This is a genomic window from Paenarthrobacter sp. 2TAF44, assembly GCF_052114885.1.
In the GTDB taxonomy this organism is placed as follows: Bacteria; Actinomycetota; Actinomycetes; order Actinomycetales; family Micrococcaceae; genus Arthrobacter.
This window is the reverse complement of record NZ_JBFRFP010000009.1, coordinates 126,144-141,522: the sequence shown is the minus strand read 5'-3', so window position 1 is coordinate 141,522 and position 15,379 is coordinate 126,144. Positions and strand designations below refer to the sequence as shown.

The following is a 15,379-nucleotide window of genomic DNA, read 5'->3' as shown; positions in this document are numbered from 1 at the left end:
GAATTGTCATGACCCTCACAGACATTGCCCACCCCGAAACCGTCCAGTTCACTGTTCGACGCACCACCTCTGACCCCTCCCCGGCGGGCGTGCTGCCTTTGCCTCCAGCAGGGCACTTCATCAACGGATCCTTCGTGCCGGGCTCCACCGGTGAGCTGATCGACGTCGTGGACCCCACCACCGAGCAAGTCATCGCCTCAGTGCAGGCGGGCACCGCGGATGATGTCGACGCCGCCGTCCAAGCCGCCGTCGTCGCCCAAAAGACCTGGGGTGCCACTACCCCCAAGGAGCGCGCGGACGTCCTGAACCTGATCGCCAACATCATTGAAGAGAACCGGCGAGCGTTCGAGCTCATTGAGTCTGCCAATACCGGCAAGCCGCAGGCGGTGGCCGAGGACGATGTCACCAGCACCATCGATACATTCCGCTTCATGGCCGGCGCCTCCCGCACGCTGACGTCCATGGCCGGCGGCGACTACGCCACTGACCACACCTCAGTGATCCTCCGGGAACCCGTGGGCGTCGTCGGGGTCATCACTCCGTGGAACTACCCGCTGCTGATGGCCGCCTGGAAGGTCGCACCGATTCTGGCTGCCGGCAACAGCATCGTCCTCAAGCCGTCCGAGCAAACCCCGTTGTCCACCCTGAAGCTGGCGGAATTGCTCGCCGGACGCATCCCTGATGGGATCCTCAACGTAGTCACGGGCCAGGGCCGAACTGTGGGACAGCGGCTTTCGGAGCACCCGGACATCGCCCTCGTTGCCTTGACCGGCAGCGTGGTGAGCGGCCAGGCCGTCGCTGAAACTGCGGCCAAGTCCGTCAAGCGCGTCCACCTGGAACTTGGCGGCAAAGCGCCGGTTGTTGTCTTCCCCGACGCCGATCTGCGCGCCGCCGCTGCGGGAGTCCGCAATGCAGGGTTCTGGAATGCCGGGCAGGACTGCGGCGCTGCCTGCCGCGTGCTGGTGCACGAGTCCGTAGCCGAAGAGTTCACCCAACATCTGGTGCGCGAAGTCAGCACGCTGATAATTGGCGCTCCCGAAGCCGGCGACGACGTGGAAATCGGCCCCATGATTTCCCGGCCCCACTTTGAACGCGTCAAGGAGTCCTTGGCCGAAGCCCAGGCTGCGGGCCTGAATATCGCGATTGGTGGTTCGGCACTGGAAGGACCCGGCTACTTCATCGAGCCAACAGTCATCTCCAACGTTCCCGCCGGAGCCCACATTGCCACCCACGAGATCTTCGGCCCCGTGGTCACCGTGGAGACCTTCAGCACCACCGAAGAAGCCGTGACCCGCGCGAACGAGAGCCCCTACGGCTTGTCGGCCTCCGTCTGGACGCGCGACTCGAGCCTTTCCCTTCGGATTCCCAAGCAACTGGACTTCGGCACGGTCTGGGTCAATGCGCACCTTGTCCTGGCGTGCGAGGTACCGTGGGGCGGATTTAAGGGATCCGGCTACGGCCGCGACCTCTCGCTCTACGCCCTGGACGATTACTCGCGCACCAAGCACGTGATGATCAACCACGGCGCATGAGCATCCAGACAAGCAACGGAGCTTTCACCATGACCACCAACGTTTCCCACCCTGCCTCTCTGCCAGGTGCCGCCACGCCTTCAGCCCCCTTCGGGACGGACGTGACCTGGACCAACTGGGGCGGAAACCAGAGCGCGACGCCCGCCTTTACGGTTCGGCCCAGGAATGAACAAGAAGCGCTCGACGCCGTGCGTTTCGCCATCCGCGAAGGGTTGCCTGTGCGGGCGGTCGGTTCAGGCCATTCGTCCTCACCGCTGGTCCAGACCGGCGGAGTGCTGATGGACATGTCCGGGCTCTCGGCTATCACGGGAACCGATAAGACCGGGCGTCGCGCCAGGGCCCTCGCCGGAACCACCATCAACGCTTTCGGCGATGCCCTATGGGAACAGGGGCTGGCCTTGGGGAACCAGGGTGACATCGACAAGCAACAGATCGCCGGCGCCCTGGCCACCAGCACGCACGGCTCGGGCAAAAACCTGGGCAGTTTCTCCTCCAACCTTCGCTGGGTGAAGTTGATCAACGGCTACGGCGAGATCATGGAAATCGGGGAGGGCCAACTCCGAGAACTCCGGGCTGCACAGGTTGCGTTGGGCACGCTGGGAATCTTCCTGGAAGTGGAGTTGGCTGTTGAGGACAGCTACTACCTCCAGGAACAGATCACCTACCCCACCTGGCCGGAAACCGCTTCGTCGTGGCAGACCGATATCGATTCCAACAGGCACTACTCGTTCCTTTGGTGCCCGGAGGACGATTCCTGCGAGCTTCTGGATCTCCCTGGCGCGCCCGGCCTGAGCATGGCCAACCGCAGCTACACCAAGCGGTACAACATTGTGGACGTCCAGGACGAACGCGAGCTCTCCGCCGTCGAGGGTGCCAGGCTGGATCGCTCCTACCGGATCTACCCGGGCGGCTTCACTACCCAGTTCCACGAGCTCGAGTACTTCGTCCGCAGCGAGGATGGCTTGGAGGCTGTCGAAGCCATCCAGGACCTGATCCGGACCAAGTATCCCGAGCAGAAGTACCCGGTGGAGGTCCGCTGGGTGAAGTCCGACGACGCCTACATGTCCCAGTTCCAAGGCCGCGACAGCACGGTCATCACCCTGACGACCGAGCCAGGAACCGACTACTGGCAGTTCTTCCGGGACGCCGATGCCGTGCTGCAGGAATTCGAGCCCCGAGCACACTGGGGAAAGATCCACTTCATGACCCGGAGTCGCCTTGAGCGCCTCTACCCGGAGTTGGACACCTTCATCCAAGTCCGCCGCGAGTTCGACCCCAGGGGAATGTTCCTGAACGACCACACCCGGGCGCTGCTCGCCTGACCGAGCATTCTCGAAAACAGGCCACGATGTGAGAGAGCATCGATCAAACCCGATGCTCTCTCACATCCACACCCCCTCCCGGCATCCCTCTCTCACATCCCCACCCCCTGGCAGGATCCCTCTCTCACATCCACACCCCCTCCCGGCATCCCTCTCTCACATCCACACCCCCTGGCAGGATCCCTCTCTCACATCACGTTGACACCCTTTTGAAACCTTGGAGTGGTAGTTTGTTCTCTGCTTGAGCCAGACACCCGCACCCAATCGGAGGACATTTCCATGCTTAAGGGTTTCAAGGACTTCATACTTCGCGGCAACGTGATCGAACTGGCTATTGCCGTGGTCATCGGCAGTGCGTTCACCGCACTCGTCGCGGCTTTCACCACCAACATCATCAACCCCGTCATCGCTGCTGCGGGCGGCGTGAACGCCGACGGTCTGGGCTTCCGGATCTGGCAGGACAACCCCGCTACGTTCATCAACTTTGGTGCCGTGCTCACGGCAATGGTGACCTTCGTGATCACCGCCGGAGTGGTCTACTTCATCTTCGTAGCGCCCATGAACAAGATCAATTCAATGGTCAAGAACCGCCTCTCCACCGAGGAACCCGAAGAAGAGCCACTGCCGGCTGACACCGCCCTCCTGGCCGAAATCCGCGACCTCCTGAAGGATGCAGCGGCCCATCGCGGTACCGGACGGGGTTCGGACCTCGATTCGGATTCCGTCCACTAAGACAAATTCCCCACCGCTCCTTCCCGATTGCATCGCATAACCCGGCGTTCTCCCCGCGAGAACACCGGGTTTTTGCATTGCAGGAGTTCCGCACACCGTCACGAAGTGGGCGGGAACGTAAGTGCTTGGGGCGGCAAGAGCGCAGGCATCGCGCGCAGTAACCAGAAACGCACCCAGTAACCAGAAACGTGACGCGCAGGCAACCCTCACGAAACAGGCGTCGGGCAGCATGAGACCATGAAGCCCAAAGCGAGCTCTCCCGTCACCGCGGACCTCCGATGCGATGTCTGCGGACAGTTGCCCGAACCACCCAAGGCCCGGCTCACCCTGGCCAACATCGCGGTGATGCTTCCCATTGAGCTGCTGGTTCACGCCGCGGTTGTGGAAACTCATCTCCCCTATGTGGCCAAGGTCCTGCTCCTGACCGTGACTGCAACAGTGCTGGTCATCTGGGTGGCCGAACCGTCGGCCGCCAAGGTTCTCCGCCGCTGGTTGCATGCCCCTGCCCTCCGCCAGCGGCACAAGCTACATGCGGCCCCGTCTTTGTGGCGTGCTCGGGTCACACTGCGGGACCAACCCGGTTCCCTGCAGAAAATCACCCAGTCCCTGGCCAAGCTGGAGACGAATATCCTCAGCATTCACGTTCACCCGATGGACGGCCCGGCCCGCGACGGATCAGAAGTCTCGCAAATAGTGATGGATGAGTTCGTCCTCTCCGCCCCGGGTGAGGTCACAGAACATGAACTGCTGAAAGCGCTCGACGACGGCGGCGGGCGTGAGTCGCACGTGTGGCCTACCACCGCACTCGCCATGGCTGACGGCCAAACTAAGGCGCTGAGCCTCGCCACCCGTATTGCCGGGAATCCGAATGAGCTTCCACACGCGGTCGCCGAACTGCTGTCCGCGAAAGTAGTTCCCAACGATCCAGAGAATCCGGCACCCGAGGCGAGTGCCGGCGTCGGACGTTCAACGGACATCCTCAAGATTCCAACTGCATGGCACGGACCTCTGGTCTTCTCCCGTCCAGGCGAGCCATTCACGCCCGCAGAGTCTGCTCGCGCGCACCGGCTTGGTGAGCTCGCGGAGATTTTGGCATACAGTCCTGACACATCCCCAAGCTCGGCATACCAGCGCTAGCCAGCGCTCCTTCCCAGTTACCGCCCCGAAAGCCCGGAATTTCCCAGGAAAGGCGGGGTTTTCGCGCGTCCGTGCAGGAGTAACCGGGCAGGAGCGTTCGCCCGCCAGCCCGCCCGGTCACATTCCGTTCCCAGATTGGGTATACCAAAACTCTTGACAGTGCCGCTCGTCACATCTAACTTAGATTTTGGGATCCCAAAACGGGATCCCAAATGGACCCGCTACCGGCTGCGGCCCCCGCCACCAAAAGGACAGGGATCGCAACAGTTGCCGCCGGCACGGATCCAGCTGAAGCGATATCGCGCCCCGGCTCATCCCCCAAAGACATACCCCAAGACATTCCACCCCTGTTGACTCCTCTGAAGGAGAAGCTGTGTCTCCCCAAAACACCCAACTGGCAACCCAGGAAAACCAGGAAAACGAGCCCAAAACCGGCAAGGACGGCGTGCAGCGACGCACCAACGTCCGCTGGAAGCTCTTCATCCTGCTCCTGGTCCTTGTCTCGGTCAACTACATTGACCGTGGATCCATCTCCGTAGCCCTGCCCATCATCCAGAAGGAATTCAACCTCCCGCCCGAGCTTGTGGGGCTTCTGTTGTCGGCATTCTTCTGGACCTATGCCCTGATGCAAATCCCCGTCGGTCTGTTGATCGACAAGTTTGGCCCACGCAAAGTGGTCACCGCATCCTGCATTGGCTGGGGCGCCGCTACCGCCGCCTCGGGTTTCGCCGGCGGATTCCTCAGCATGTTCATCGCCCGCCTGGGCATCGGCGTGACGGAGGCAGGCGTCATGCCTGCCGGCGGTAAGCTCAACGCCATCTGGATGCACAAGAAGGAACGTGGCCGTGGCGCCACCATCCTCGACGCCGGTGCTCCGCTGGGTGCTGGCCTCGGCGGCATCCTCATCACTTGGTTGATTGCCTCCACCGGCAGCTGGCGGATGTCCTTCATCATCGCCGGCGCCCTCACGATTCTCATGGGCCTGGCCGTCTGGTGGTACGTCCGCGACAACCCCCGTCAGCACAAGAGTGTCAACAACGCTGAAGCTGACTACATCGAGGCTTCACACGCCGAGGACGACGCTGAAGCTGCCAAGGAAGGTGCGCAAGGCAAGCGCGCCCTGCTGCCCTACCTGAAGTTCCGTTCCTTCTGGGCAATGTGCTTCGGCTGGCTCGGCTTCAACGGCGTGTTCTACGGCCTGCTCACCTGGGGCCCGCTTTACCTGGCACAAGCCAAGGGTTTCGATCTGAAGACCATCGGCTGGTCCACGTTCGTAATCTTCGGCGCCGGGTTCGTCGGCGAAATCCTCGGTGGCATCATCGCCGACAAATGGCGGGCATCCGGTGCCTCCGCCAACCGGGTCATGCGCACTCTCCTCGGTATCTCCAGCGTCGTAGTGGTGGGCGGCCTCGTAGGCGTCACGGTCGTCGCAGACCCGATCACCGCCGTCGTGCTTCTGTCGGTAGTCCTGTTCTTCCTGCGCTGGGTTGGCCTGTTCTGGTCCATCCCGTCCATCCTGGGCGGTCGCACCAATGCCGGCGTACTCGGCGGGGCCATGAACTTCAGCGGCAACATCGCCGGATTCGTCACCCCGATTGTGGTAGGCCTGATTGTCGGGGCAACCGGCTCTTACACCTGGGCTCTGCTCTACTTTGTTGGATCCGCCGTGATCATGGGCATCTCCGTCCTGGTACTGGATTACAACAAGCGACTCCCGGTCTAACTCGCCTGACCGGGCCGGCCGGACGGTCCTGAACCGCCGGATGGCCGGAAGCCCACCTGGTCGCCGGGCGCACTGCCTCACACATCACGAAATGGAGCTGGAAATGCTAGCCGCAGAAGACACGAACATCACTGACCGCCCCCTGCGGGAGTCAGTGCGTGACACGCTCCGTTCCAGGATTTTTGAGGGGCACTATGCGCCCGGCACCAGGCTGGTGGAGCGCGACCTCGCCGCCGAATTCAACGTCTCCCGACTGCCCATCCGCGAAGCACTGCGCATGCTGCGGCAGGAAGGACTTATCCGGGACCGCGCCGGCCGTGGTTCCGAAGTCAGCGGCCTGAGCCCCAAGGATGTGGAGGACCTCTTCGACGTCCGTCAATCCTTGGAAGTCCTCGCCTGCCGGCTGGCCGCCAAGCGGGCCACCACCCAGAATCTTGAACACCTCGCCGGCCTGCTGGATGAGGCCGATCGCTGCCTGGCCAAGGGCTCCATCCTGGAAGCCCACCGCGCCAACAGCGATTTCCACGATGCCATCACGGCAATCGCCAACAACGATTTTCTTCGCTCCGCGCTGGAACCACTCCAGGGACGCATGCACTGGCTGTTCCGCCACGTCAGCGATCTCCCGGAACTCATCCAGGAACACCGCGACCTCTACGCTGCCATCGCCAGTGGTGACCCTGACCGGGCCGCTCTCCAATCGGCGTCGCACATCGGCAAGTACCGCGAACAGTTCCCCGAGGATTCCAGCCACACCGAGCCCAAACTGCAACGGAAAAAACCATGAGACTCCTGGTCATCAACCCCAACATCAGTGATGACGTCACCGCCCTGATCGAGGCCGAGGCCTTGCACTCAGCCGGGCCGGACACCGAATTGATCGTTCGGACTGCCGGGCACGGCGTCGAATACATCGAAACCCGCTTCGAGTCGCTCATCGCGGCCGGCGCAGTGGCTGAGCTGATCGCCGAATACGCGCACGACGGCGGCGCCAGCCTTGGGCGGGAACGCGACAGCGCCGCTGTGGACGGCGTCGTTGTGGCTGCTTTCGGAGATCCAGGAATGCCTGCGCTGAAGGAACTCGTTGACGTACCGGTCATCGGCATCACCGAGGCGGCACTGTGCGCGGCGGCCTTGCAAGGCCACCGTTTCTCGATCATCGCCATCTCGGATCGGATCCAGGCCTGGTATCTGGACTGCGTGGAACGCTTCGGTTTTGGCGGCCGTCTCGCTTCCATCCGCTCCATCAACCAAAGCCTGAACTCGATAGGGTCGGTGCAGGCAGATTTCAAGGAAACCCTGCTGGCACTCAGCCGGCAGGCCGTCGCTGAGGACGGCGCCGACGTCGTGATCCTTGCCGGTGCGCCGCTAGCCGGGCTTGCCCGGGAGCTCGAAGGGCAAATCACGGTGCCCGTGGTGGACGGAATTTCCGCCGGGATCCGCATGACGGAGGCCGTGGTCGCGTTGAAGTCCGGCGTTCACCGAGGCGGCTCGTTCGCAGCGCCACCCGTCAAGCGGCGGCAGGGTCTTTCGGAAAACCTCGACGCTGCCCTGACCGGTGCGCAGTCAGCGCACCTATCCTCGTCCCCCGCTCTCTAAACGCTCCCCACGAACCAGGAGGACAACGATGTCCCACTTCCCCGATCTCGTCATCGCCAACGGCACCGTCGTCAATAGTTTCGGCAGGCAAGCCGCCCACGTCGTAGTGAACGGCGGACGCATCGTTCAGCTCGTTGACGCTGCCGAACCCATTCCCGCGGCCGCACGAACCATTGAAGCCCACGGCCAGTTGGTCATCCCGGGCGGCATCGATGGCCACTGCCATGTTGCCCAAGTGACGGGCCGATTCCGCACTTTGGATGACTACCGGACCACGTCCACGGCAGCACTCTGGGGCGGCACCACCACAATCATCGATTTCGGCATCCCCCGCGATTCGCGGGAGACTCCGCTCGAAGCGGTCCTGAACAAAAAGCGGCTCGCCGCCGAGTCCCGCTGCGACGTTGCCCTGCACGGCGCTGTTGTCACATGGGACGAGACGGTTCCGTGGCAGCTTGAGCAGCTTGCGGCCGAGGGCGTCAGGTCCGTGAAGATGTACACCACCAACCGCGGCTCAACCATGGCCGATGGTGACACGATCCTGAAGGTCATGCGTGAAATGGTGCGCCTGGATGGCCTCACTTATATCCATGCAGAGCACGACCCCATCGTCACCGACTGCACTGAGCAGCACGCCTCGGACGGCCGCATCGGCATCGAGCACCTGCACCGTACGCGGCCCGAGCTTGCCGAAGAGATCTCGGTCAAGGAAACCCTCGCAATGGCCCAGTACACGGGAGCGCCCGTCTATTTTGTCCACCAGTCGACTCCGGGCGCCGTGGACCTCGTGGCCGAAGCCCGCGAGAGCGGCCAGGAGGCGTACTCGGAGACGTGCCCGCACTATCTGACCTTGGACGACACCGTTTATGGTTCCGCGTTCCCGGAATGGTACGCGTGCTGCCCGCCGATGCGCAGTGCCGAAACGGTGGCCGCTTTGAAGGATCGGCTTGCTGCCGGTGCCATCCACGCCGTTTCCTCGGACCATTCCTGCTACGACCTCTCCCAAAAACGCGAGCGCACGGACGATGTCCGCTACATGCCGCACGGCCTCCCCGGCGTGGAAACCCGCATGCCCGTGACGTTCACGGCACTGGTCACGGAGTCGGGCGGCTCTGTGGAGGACTTCGTTGAGGTTTTCTCCGCAGGTCCCGCCAGAATCAATGCAGTCCCGCGAAAGGGCGCGATCGTGGAAGGCTTCGATGCCGACATCGTGATCTTCGATCCCGCCTCACAGCAAACGGTCGACGGCGGTGCGTTGCACATGGGGACTGATTTCTCGCCTTTTGAGGGGAAGACGCTCAGCGGCTGGCCCGCAGTGGTGATCTCCGCGGGACGGGTGGTCCTTGATGAAGCAGGTTTCCACGATCCCGGGCCGGTGGGTCGCTTCGTGCCCCGCAACGGCTTCACGGAACACCGCGACGCCCTCTCCGTTCCCGTCATTCCTTCTGCCGAATCCCTTAGCGCTTAGGAGCAACCATGCCTTCAAACAACCGCCCCATCCGCATCGGCATGATCGTGCCGTCCTCCAATACCTGCCTCGAGCCGCAGACCTACCGGATTCTTGGCGACCGCCAGGATGTAACCATCCATTCAACCCGCATCCCCGTCACCCGGATTGCCTTGGACGACTCCTCGGACAAGCAGTTCGATTCCTCCGTGATGCGCGCCGCCGCCGAGTTGCTGGCCACAGCAAACGTGGACGTTATTGCATGGAACGGCACGTCCGGATCCTGGCTCGGCGCTTCCCACGACCACGCCTTGGTCCGTGAGATCACCGACGCCACAGGCATACCGGCCACCACGTCCACGCTCGCCTACTTGGAGGCCTTCTCGTCCTTTGGCACCGAGCGAATTGGTCTGTTCACGCCTTACACCGCAGACGTGAATGAGGCCGTGATCGCGTCCTATGCCAAAGAAGGCATCAAGACGATCGATCACCGGCACCTTGATCTCACCGATAACGAATCCTTTGGCCGCGTTACTGATGAGGAAATGCTGCCGGGTTCATTGGAGCTGGCGGCATCTCATCCGGACGCCCTGGTCTATCTCTGCACCAACCTTTACGGAGCCAACATCACAGCCGACGTTGAAGCCCGAACAGGCGTCCCTGTTCTCGACTCTGTGGCAGTGACACTCTGGCATGCCCTCAAGCTTGTCGGAGCTCCGTTGCTGGACCCGAAATGGGGGCGGTTGCTGGCTGACGCCGTACGCTAATCCTCGTTGTCCTCATCGATGCGTTCGAGCAGCTTGCCGAGCGCATCCCGGATATCGTCATAGTCGTTCTGCGCCGCACGGCTCTCGGCAGAGATGACCGCACATCTGTGGATCTTCTTGAAGTCGCCGAAGGGGAATTTGTAGTGGCCCTTTTGGTCATCCGGGTGATCGTCGTCCACACCGAGATACCACTTGGAATACTCCGCCTGGCCGTGCTTCTCCAGGAACTTGTTCTCGTCCTGGGTGGACGGGGCATGCTCGCTCCAGTCATCCCGGACGTCCTTGACGATCTTCCCGTCGCTGATCAGGTGCTTCGCGTTATCGAATGCTTTCTTGTTGAGTTTGACGGTCATGGCGCAACCTCGCTTAGATGTGGCGGTTCGGCATGGGTTGGGTAACTCGTACGGTTCAGCTTAGGACGACGGCGGATGGCCGGGAAGGGTGCGAGGCCGGGCACCCCGGCTTTGTGCTCAGGTGATGAGCCGTACCCGAAGCCCTGTTCCGGCTTCCTTCATGACAAGCCGACGGTTTGTTGCTCCCTCTTGTTTGAGCCATAAAACGTCGCCGTCAGCCGTCACCGCTTCCACGAGGCCTTGGTCCACGATCTTGTTGCCGCGCCAGATTTGAACGTCCAGGCCAACGAGGGGCCTCCAATCTGTCACTCTCTTGCTTTGTGGTTTGTCGAAGCGGGAATCCGGCGTCGAATCCTTCATATCGTCTTGCAATCGATGACTCCTAGCCATGCATCTTTTCGCAGTCGCCGTCTGGGCAGACTTCTGTTTAAAAGACGTGGCTTCACCAGTCCGAACGTGACGCGAAATTAGGGGCCGAAATTTGGGGGGGCTGATCCTCCTAGAGCGCCTTTACTGCGCCCAACACCTTGGTCAATGAATCCTTTGCATCGCCGAACAGCAACGTGGTCTGTGGCTCGTACAAAAGTTCGTTTTCGATGCCAGCGAATCCTGGACGCATGGACCGTTTGAGGAATACCACCTGCCGGGCGTCAGCTACTTCCAGGATGGGCATTCCGTAAATCGGCGAGCCGGAGGTGGTCTTGGCTGCAGGGTTCACTACGTCGTTGGCACCCACCACCAAAGCAACATCGGCCGTCTTGAACTCCGGGTTGATATCGCTCATTTCCTTCAGCGACTCATACGGCACGTTTGCCTCGGCCAGGAGGACGTTCATGTGCCCGGGCATGCGTCCGGCAACAGGATGGATGGCGAAGTCCACCTCTGTCCCGCGTGCCTCCAAAGCCAAGGCCAACTCAGCGGCCGTGTGCTGGCCTTGCGCCACGGCCAAGCCGTACCCGGGAACTATAATCACCCGCTGGGCGTACCCGAGCAGCACCGCAACATCCTCCGGGCTGGAGGATCTGACCGGGCGCTCACTAACCGCAGTGGACCCAGCCGTGGAGCCACCCTTGAAGGCACCGAACATGATGCCCGTAACGCTGCGGCCCATTGCGGCGGCCATGGCCCGAGTGAGGATGGTGCCTGACGCTCCAACCAGGGTTCCGGCCACCACCAGGAGTACGTTGCCCAGCACCAATCCGGACGCGGCCACGGCCAATCCGGTGAAGGCGTTGAGCAGCGAGATGACAATCGGTACGTCGGCGCCGCCCACCGGGAGCACCAGCAGGATACCTGCCACAAGGCCAAGGATCAGCAGCGCAAGGGCGAGCAACAGTGAACCGTTCAGTATCACCGCAACCCCTGCGCCCACTGCGGCCAGCAGCACCACGGCCATCAGTACAGGCAGGCCCGGGAACGTTACTGGCCGGGTGGTCATCAGCCCCTGCAGTTTGGCAAACGTAACTCCAGAACCGGCGAAGGAAACGGCCCCGACGAGCAGCGTGAACACAATGGCCAGGCGGACCCACGCATCCCCTGTATGCGAGAGCTCCAGCAATGCCACGAGCGCGGCTGCGCCGCCACCCACACCATTGAACAGGGCCACGAGTTGGGGCATCTGCGTCATCTGAACACGCCGTGCCACGGGTGCGGCCACCACCGATCCCAGAGCTATTGCCCCAACGATCCACGGAACGTTGTCCAGCTTCACCGAGACGAACACTGTGACGACAGCCAACAAGGCTCCGAACGCCCCAATGAGGTTTCCACGCCGTGCCGTCCGCGGTGAGTTCAGACCTTTGAGCGCCAGGATGAAACAGGCTGCGGCTGCGAGATAGAGGAGAGCTGTCCAGGTGGGATCCAGAAGAGTCACCGGCCGAGCTCCTTACCCGCATGATCCTCGGATGAAACAACTGGCGACAGCGGCCGTTGCCTCCCGCGGAACATCTCCAGCATGCGGTCGGTCACCACGAAGCCGCCCACAAGGTTGGCAGTGGCAAGGACAACAGCCAGCAGGGCAACCGCCAAAACCCACGGATCAGAGGCCTGGCCAGCGACGATGATCGCACCCACGAGGACGATCCCGTGGATCGCATTTGCCCCGGACATGAGCGGTGTGTGCAGGGTGCTGGAAACTTTGGAGACGACCTCGAAGCCCACGAAAACTGCCAGTACGGTGATCGTCAGCAGACTCATGCCATCCATCAATGCGCTCCTTCACTGCCAGGGTTGGCCGCGGTGTGGGCACTGCCAAAGGGGCCGGTCTCACCCGCGAGCGCCGTGAGTGCCTCAGCCGTTGGCGCGTGCCGCACCTCGCCGTCGTGGGTGAGGCAGGTTCCCGCCACAACCTCGTCTTCAAAGTCCGGGACGACAACTGCGTCCCGGGTCATCAATGCGATCAGGTTGGCCACGTTCTTGGCGAACAAGCGTGAGGCATCGCCGGGCATCGCGGACGCTGGGTCCTTGAGCCCCACCAAGGTCACTTCGCCTTGCCCATCAGCGGTGGGGATGTGGATGTCCTGCCCGGGGATGCTGCCTTCGACGTTTCCCCCTGACTCAGCCGCCAGATCTACTACGACCGATCCCGGGCGCATCCCTTGGACCATTTCGCGGCTCACCAGAAGTGGTGCCCGGCGTCCGGGGACGGCAGCAGTGGTGATGAGGACATCTGCCTGCGCTACGTGCGGGGTCAGGAGCGCACGCTGCAAGGCACCCCTGTCTGCGCTGAGCTCGCGCGCATATCCGCCTGAAGCTTCGGCTGTTTCAAGGTCCAGCTTGATGAAAGTCCCACCCATGGAAGCCACTTCGTCTGCCGAGGCCGGCCTGATGTCATTGGCTGAAACACGCGCGCCAAGCCTTTTGGCAGTGCCGATCGCTTGGAGTCCGGCCACGCCTGCCCCCAGCACCAGGACTCGCGCCGGCGGAATAGTTCCGGCCGCGGTCATGTACAGGGGGAAGAAGCGCGGCAGTCGCGTCGCGGCCTCAAGGACACAGCGGTAGCCAGCCACCAGGGCCTGTGAGGTGAGGGCGTCCATGGATTGGGCCCGCGAGATCCGGGGAACCAGTTCCAGGGCAAAGGAGGTGATGCCACCTGCGGCGAGCGCGCGGACGGTTGGCAACTCCGACGACGGCGACCCCAAACCAACGGTGACTGAACCCGCGCGGAGAGCTCCCGCCGTCGACGGTTCCATGGGACGCACGTGGCAGTAAACGTCTACGGATCCGAGATCCAAGGACTGCACAACAGAAGCGCCGGCCTGCCGGTAATCATCGTCGCTGTGTCCGGAGGCAAGCCCCGCTCCGGACTCGATCTCAACATCAAGGCCCAACCCGGTCAATTGCTTGACCGTTTCGGGCGTGGCTGCCACTCTGCGCTCGCCGTCGAGTGCCTCGCGCGCTACGCCTGCTTTCACCCGCCACCCCTCTTCGGGAACTCTCCGGAACCAGTTGGCATGAGTCTATGGCCGCAAAGGTCAGGACGGGAGTAGGGGGTGCGCTATGTGGACAAGTCCATTAGGGTCGGTGGAAGCTGGGGCATCCAGCCTCCACACCGTCGACGAGCCGGTTCCGGCCGTGCCGTCGGGAAGGAACGCCGCTATGGACACATTCAAAATCGGCTATTTCGTCGGAAGCCTCTCTAGTACCTCGATCAACCGGGTCCTCTCCAAGGCGCTCATCAGCGTGGCGCCTCCGGAACTGGAATTTCATGAGATCGCCATCCGGGACCTCCCGCTGTACAGCTCCGACTATGACTCCGATTTCCCGCCCGCCGGCAGGGAATTGAAGGACGCAATCGCCGTATCTGACGGCATCCTGTTCGTCTCCCCCGAGTACAACCGTTCCATTCCAGGCGCATTGAAGAACGCCATCGACTGGGGATCACGACCGTGGGGAAGCAACTCCTTCGCACGGAAGCCGACCGGCATTATCGGCGCGTCGCCTGGTGGCATCGGAACCGCGGTGATGCAGTCCTCCATGCGCAGCGTCCTCAGCTTCCTCGACGCACCTCAGCTGAATGCGCCGGAGGCTTACATCCGCTTCGTCGCGGACGCGTACGACGACGACGGCTCGGTTAAGGACGAGGGCACGGCAGGGTTGCTGCGCCACTATATGGAGGAATACAGCGCGTTCGTCCAGCGTGTCCTGGCAGCCAACGCTCCGGGCCATATCGGCGATCCGGAACCGGATTCGGCCAAGCTAACGCGCTAGCCCCTCGGGTGGGGTCGCCCCTTGTCTAGGGGCGACACCCATCCATTTTCTTTGTTAGTCAGTATGCTTACTACTATGAGGATTCGCGGACACGCCCTATCCCACAGGAGAAACGATGCTTCGTAGATTAGCCCTGACAACCCTGGCACTGACCCTCTTCACCGGGTCCATGTTGTCCATCGCGGCAGCAGCAAACGCAGCAAACCCCGCCGCCATGCAAGGCCACGTCGCTGCCACCACCCCCACACCGTCGGCCTCGCCCAGCAACCCGTCCGGCCCATCAACGGCGACACCCACAAACCCAGCTCCATCGTCCGGCGGGCAAACCACGTCCAACCCGGCAAGCAGCGGACCCGCGAACCCAGGGACCGGAGAGTCCCAACCCCAGGAGCAAACCCGGACCGACGTCACGCCGTGGATCCTGGCAGCCGTTGCTGCGATCATCGTCATTGCGCTGATCATCTGGGCGGTTCGAGGACGCGGTCGGAATGAGGAAGTGCGGGACGAGGAACTCTAGACGGCGCCAGGCGCGGCCGTCCGGCTGAGATCAAGCGCGGG

Annotated in this window: 16 protein-coding genes; 11 read left to right on the top strand and 5 right to left on the bottom strand. The window is 62.5% G+C overall.

Annotated elements, in window-relative coordinates:
- Window positions 1-8: 8 nt before the first annotated feature.
- The 9 genes from AB4Z15_RS11055 to AB4Z15_RS11015 all read left to right on the top strand — a co-directional run bounded on the left by AB4Z15_RS11055 (window position 9) and on the right by AB4Z15_RS11015 (window position 10,259).
- Complete coding sequence (locus tag AB4Z15_RS11055) at window positions 9-1,532, top strand: aminobutyraldehyde dehydrogenase (RefSeq protein WP_442017303.1); 1,524 nt, start codon at window positions 9-11, stop codon at window positions 1,530-1,532.
- Window positions 1,529-2,854, top strand: a complete 1,326-nt coding sequence (locus AB4Z15_RS11050; protein WP_442017302.1) for a D-arabinono-1,4-lactone oxidase — start codon at window positions 1,529-1,531, stop codon at window positions 2,852-2,854. The genes AB4Z15_RS11055 and AB4Z15_RS11050 overlap by 4 nt, the downstream gene beginning before the upstream one ends.
- Before the next feature lie 279 nt (window positions 2,855-3,133).
- Window positions 3,134-3,586 carry a large conductance mechanosensitive channel protein MscL gene (gene mscL / locus AB4Z15_RS11045; protein ID WP_442004813.1) on the top strand — a complete coding sequence of 151 codons (453 nt, stop codon included), beginning with the start codon at window positions 3,134-3,136 and terminating at the stop codon, window positions 3,584-3,586.
- Between the two features lie 237 nt (window positions 3,587-3,823).
- Window positions 3,824-4,723: an amino acid-binding protein gene (locus AB4Z15_RS11040; protein ID WP_442017301.1), complete on the top strand. Its 900-nt coding sequence runs from the start codon at window positions 3,824-3,826 to the stop codon at window positions 4,721-4,723.
- Window positions 4,724-5,096: 373 nt separating this feature from the next.
- On the top strand, window positions 5,097-6,446 hold the full coding sequence (locus AB4Z15_RS11035) for an MFS transporter (protein WP_442017300.1): 1,350 nt from the start codon (window positions 5,097-5,099) through the stop codon (window positions 6,444-6,446).
- Between the two features lie 103 nt (window positions 6,447-6,549).
- Window positions 6,550-7,233, top strand: a complete 684-nt coding sequence (locus AB4Z15_RS11030) for a GntR family transcriptional regulator (RefSeq protein ID WP_442017299.1) — start codon at window positions 6,550-6,552, stop codon at window positions 7,231-7,233.
- Window positions 7,230-8,045 (top strand): aspartate/glutamate racemase family protein, encoded by an 816-nt coding sequence (locus tag AB4Z15_RS11025; protein WP_442017298.1) that lies wholly within the window; start codon window positions 7,230-7,232, stop codon window positions 8,043-8,045. The genes AB4Z15_RS11030 and AB4Z15_RS11025 overlap by 4 nt, the downstream gene beginning before the upstream one ends.
- A gap of 28 nt (window positions 8,046-8,073) precedes the next feature.
- Window positions 8,074-9,513: an amidohydrolase family protein gene (locus AB4Z15_RS11020; protein ID WP_442017297.1), complete on the top strand. Its 1,440-nt coding sequence runs from the start codon at window positions 8,074-8,076 to the stop codon at window positions 9,511-9,513.
- Between the two features lie 8 nt (window positions 9,514-9,521).
- Window positions 9,522-10,259: a maleate cis-trans isomerase family protein gene (locus AB4Z15_RS11015; RefSeq protein WP_442017296.1), complete on the top strand. Its 738-nt coding sequence runs from the start codon at window positions 9,522-9,524 to the stop codon at window positions 10,257-10,259.
- Here the strand turns inward: AB4Z15_RS11015 and AB4Z15_RS11010 are convergent.
- The 5 genes from AB4Z15_RS11010 to AB4Z15_RS10990 all read right to left on the bottom strand — a co-directional run bounded on the left by AB4Z15_RS11010 (window position 10,256) and on the right by AB4Z15_RS10990 (window position 14,025).
- Window positions 10,256-10,612: a hypothetical protein gene (locus tag AB4Z15_RS11010; protein ID WP_442017295.1), complete on the bottom strand. Its 357-nt coding sequence runs from the start codon at window positions 10,610-10,612 to the stop codon at window positions 10,256-10,258. The two genes, AB4Z15_RS11015 and AB4Z15_RS11010, sit on opposite strands and share 4 nt — an antisense overlap.
- 117 nt (window positions 10,613-10,729) lie before the next feature.
- Window positions 10,730-10,984 carry a hypothetical protein gene (locus AB4Z15_RS11005; RefSeq protein WP_442004821.1) on the bottom strand — a complete coding sequence of 85 codons (255 nt, stop codon included), beginning with the start codon at window positions 10,982-10,984 and terminating at the stop codon, window positions 10,730-10,732.
- A 127-nt stretch (window positions 10,985-11,111) separates the two neighbouring features.
- Window positions 11,112-12,485, bottom strand: coding sequence for an NAD(P)(+) transhydrogenase (Re/Si-specific) subunit beta (locus AB4Z15_RS11000; RefSeq protein ID WP_442017294.1), 1,374 nt, complete (start codon window positions 12,483-12,485; stop codon window positions 11,112-11,114).
- Window positions 12,482-12,817, bottom strand: coding sequence for an NAD(P) transhydrogenase subunit alpha (locus AB4Z15_RS10995; protein WP_442017293.1), 336 nt, complete (start codon window positions 12,815-12,817; stop codon window positions 12,482-12,484). The genes AB4Z15_RS11000 and AB4Z15_RS10995 overlap by 4 nt, the downstream gene beginning before the upstream one ends.
- The gene (locus tag AB4Z15_RS10990; RefSeq protein WP_442017292.1) at window positions 12,817-14,025 is read right to left on the bottom strand and encodes a Re/Si-specific NAD(P)(+) transhydrogenase subunit alpha; all 1,209 of its coding nucleotides are present in this window, start codon (window positions 14,023-14,025) and stop codon (window positions 12,817-12,819) included. Before AB4Z15_RS10990 ends, AB4Z15_RS10995 begins: the two co-directional genes overlap by 1 nt.
- A gap of 184 nt (window positions 14,026-14,209) precedes the next feature.
- On the opposite strand from AB4Z15_RS10990, the gene AB4Z15_RS10985 reads away from it, so the two are divergent.
- Window positions 14,210-14,821 (top strand): NADPH-dependent FMN reductase, encoded by a 612-nt coding sequence (locus AB4Z15_RS10985; RefSeq protein WP_442017291.1) that lies wholly within the window; start codon window positions 14,210-14,212, stop codon window positions 14,819-14,821.
- A gap of 115 nt (window positions 14,822-14,936) precedes the next feature.
- Window positions 14,937-15,338, top strand: coding sequence for a hypothetical protein (locus tag AB4Z15_RS10980; protein WP_442017290.1), 402 nt, complete (start codon window positions 14,937-14,939; stop codon window positions 15,336-15,338).
- Window positions 15,339-15,379: the final 41 nt, after the last annotated feature.

What these genes read in the sequence shown, in the direction of transcription:
- AB4Z15_RS11025 (WP_442017298.1), top strand. Translation starts at nt 7,230, where the DNA reads ATGAGACTCCTGGTCATCAACCCCAACATCAGTGATGACGTCACCGCC.
- AB4Z15_RS11010 (WP_442017295.1), bottom strand. Translation starts at nt 10,612, where the DNA reads ATGACCGTCAAACTCAACAAGAAAGCATTCGATAACGCGAAGCACCTG.
- AB4Z15_RS11030 (WP_442017299.1), top strand. Translation starts at nt 6,550, where the DNA reads ATGCTAGCCGCAGAAGACACGAACATCACTGACCGCCCCCTGCGGGAG.
- AB4Z15_RS11040 (WP_442017301.1), top strand. Translation starts at nt 3,824, where the DNA reads ATGAAGCCCAAAGCGAGCTCTCCCGTCACCGCGGACCTCCGATGCGAT.
- AB4Z15_RS10985 (WP_442017291.1), top strand. Translation starts at nt 14,210, where the DNA reads ATGGACACATTCAAAATCGGCTATTTCGTCGGAAGCCTCTCTAGTACC.
- AB4Z15_RS11050 (WP_442017302.1), top strand. Translation starts at nt 1,529, where the DNA reads ATGAGCATCCAGACAAGCAACGGAGCTTTCACCATGACCACCAACGTT.
- AB4Z15_RS10980 (WP_442017290.1), top strand. Translation starts at nt 14,937, where the DNA reads ATGCTTCGTAGATTAGCCCTGACAACCCTGGCACTGACCCTCTTCACC.
- AB4Z15_RS11055 (WP_442017303.1), top strand. Translation starts at nt 9, where the DNA reads ATGACCCTCACAGACATTGCCCACCCCGAAACCGTCCAGTTCACTGTT.
- mscL (WP_442004813.1), top strand. Translation starts at nt 3,134, where the DNA reads ATGCTTAAGGGTTTCAAGGACTTCATACTTCGCGGCAACGTGATCGAA.
- AB4Z15_RS11015 (WP_442017296.1), top strand. Translation starts at nt 9,522, where the DNA reads ATGCCTTCAAACAACCGCCCCATCCGCATCGGCATGATCGTGCCGTCC.
- AB4Z15_RS10995 (WP_442017293.1), bottom strand. Translation starts at nt 12,817, where the DNA reads ATGGATGGCATGAGTCTGCTGACGATCACCGTACTGGCAGTTTTCGTG.
- AB4Z15_RS11020 (WP_442017297.1), top strand. Translation starts at nt 8,074, where the DNA reads ATGTCCCACTTCCCCGATCTCGTCATCGCCAACGGCACCGTCGTCAAT.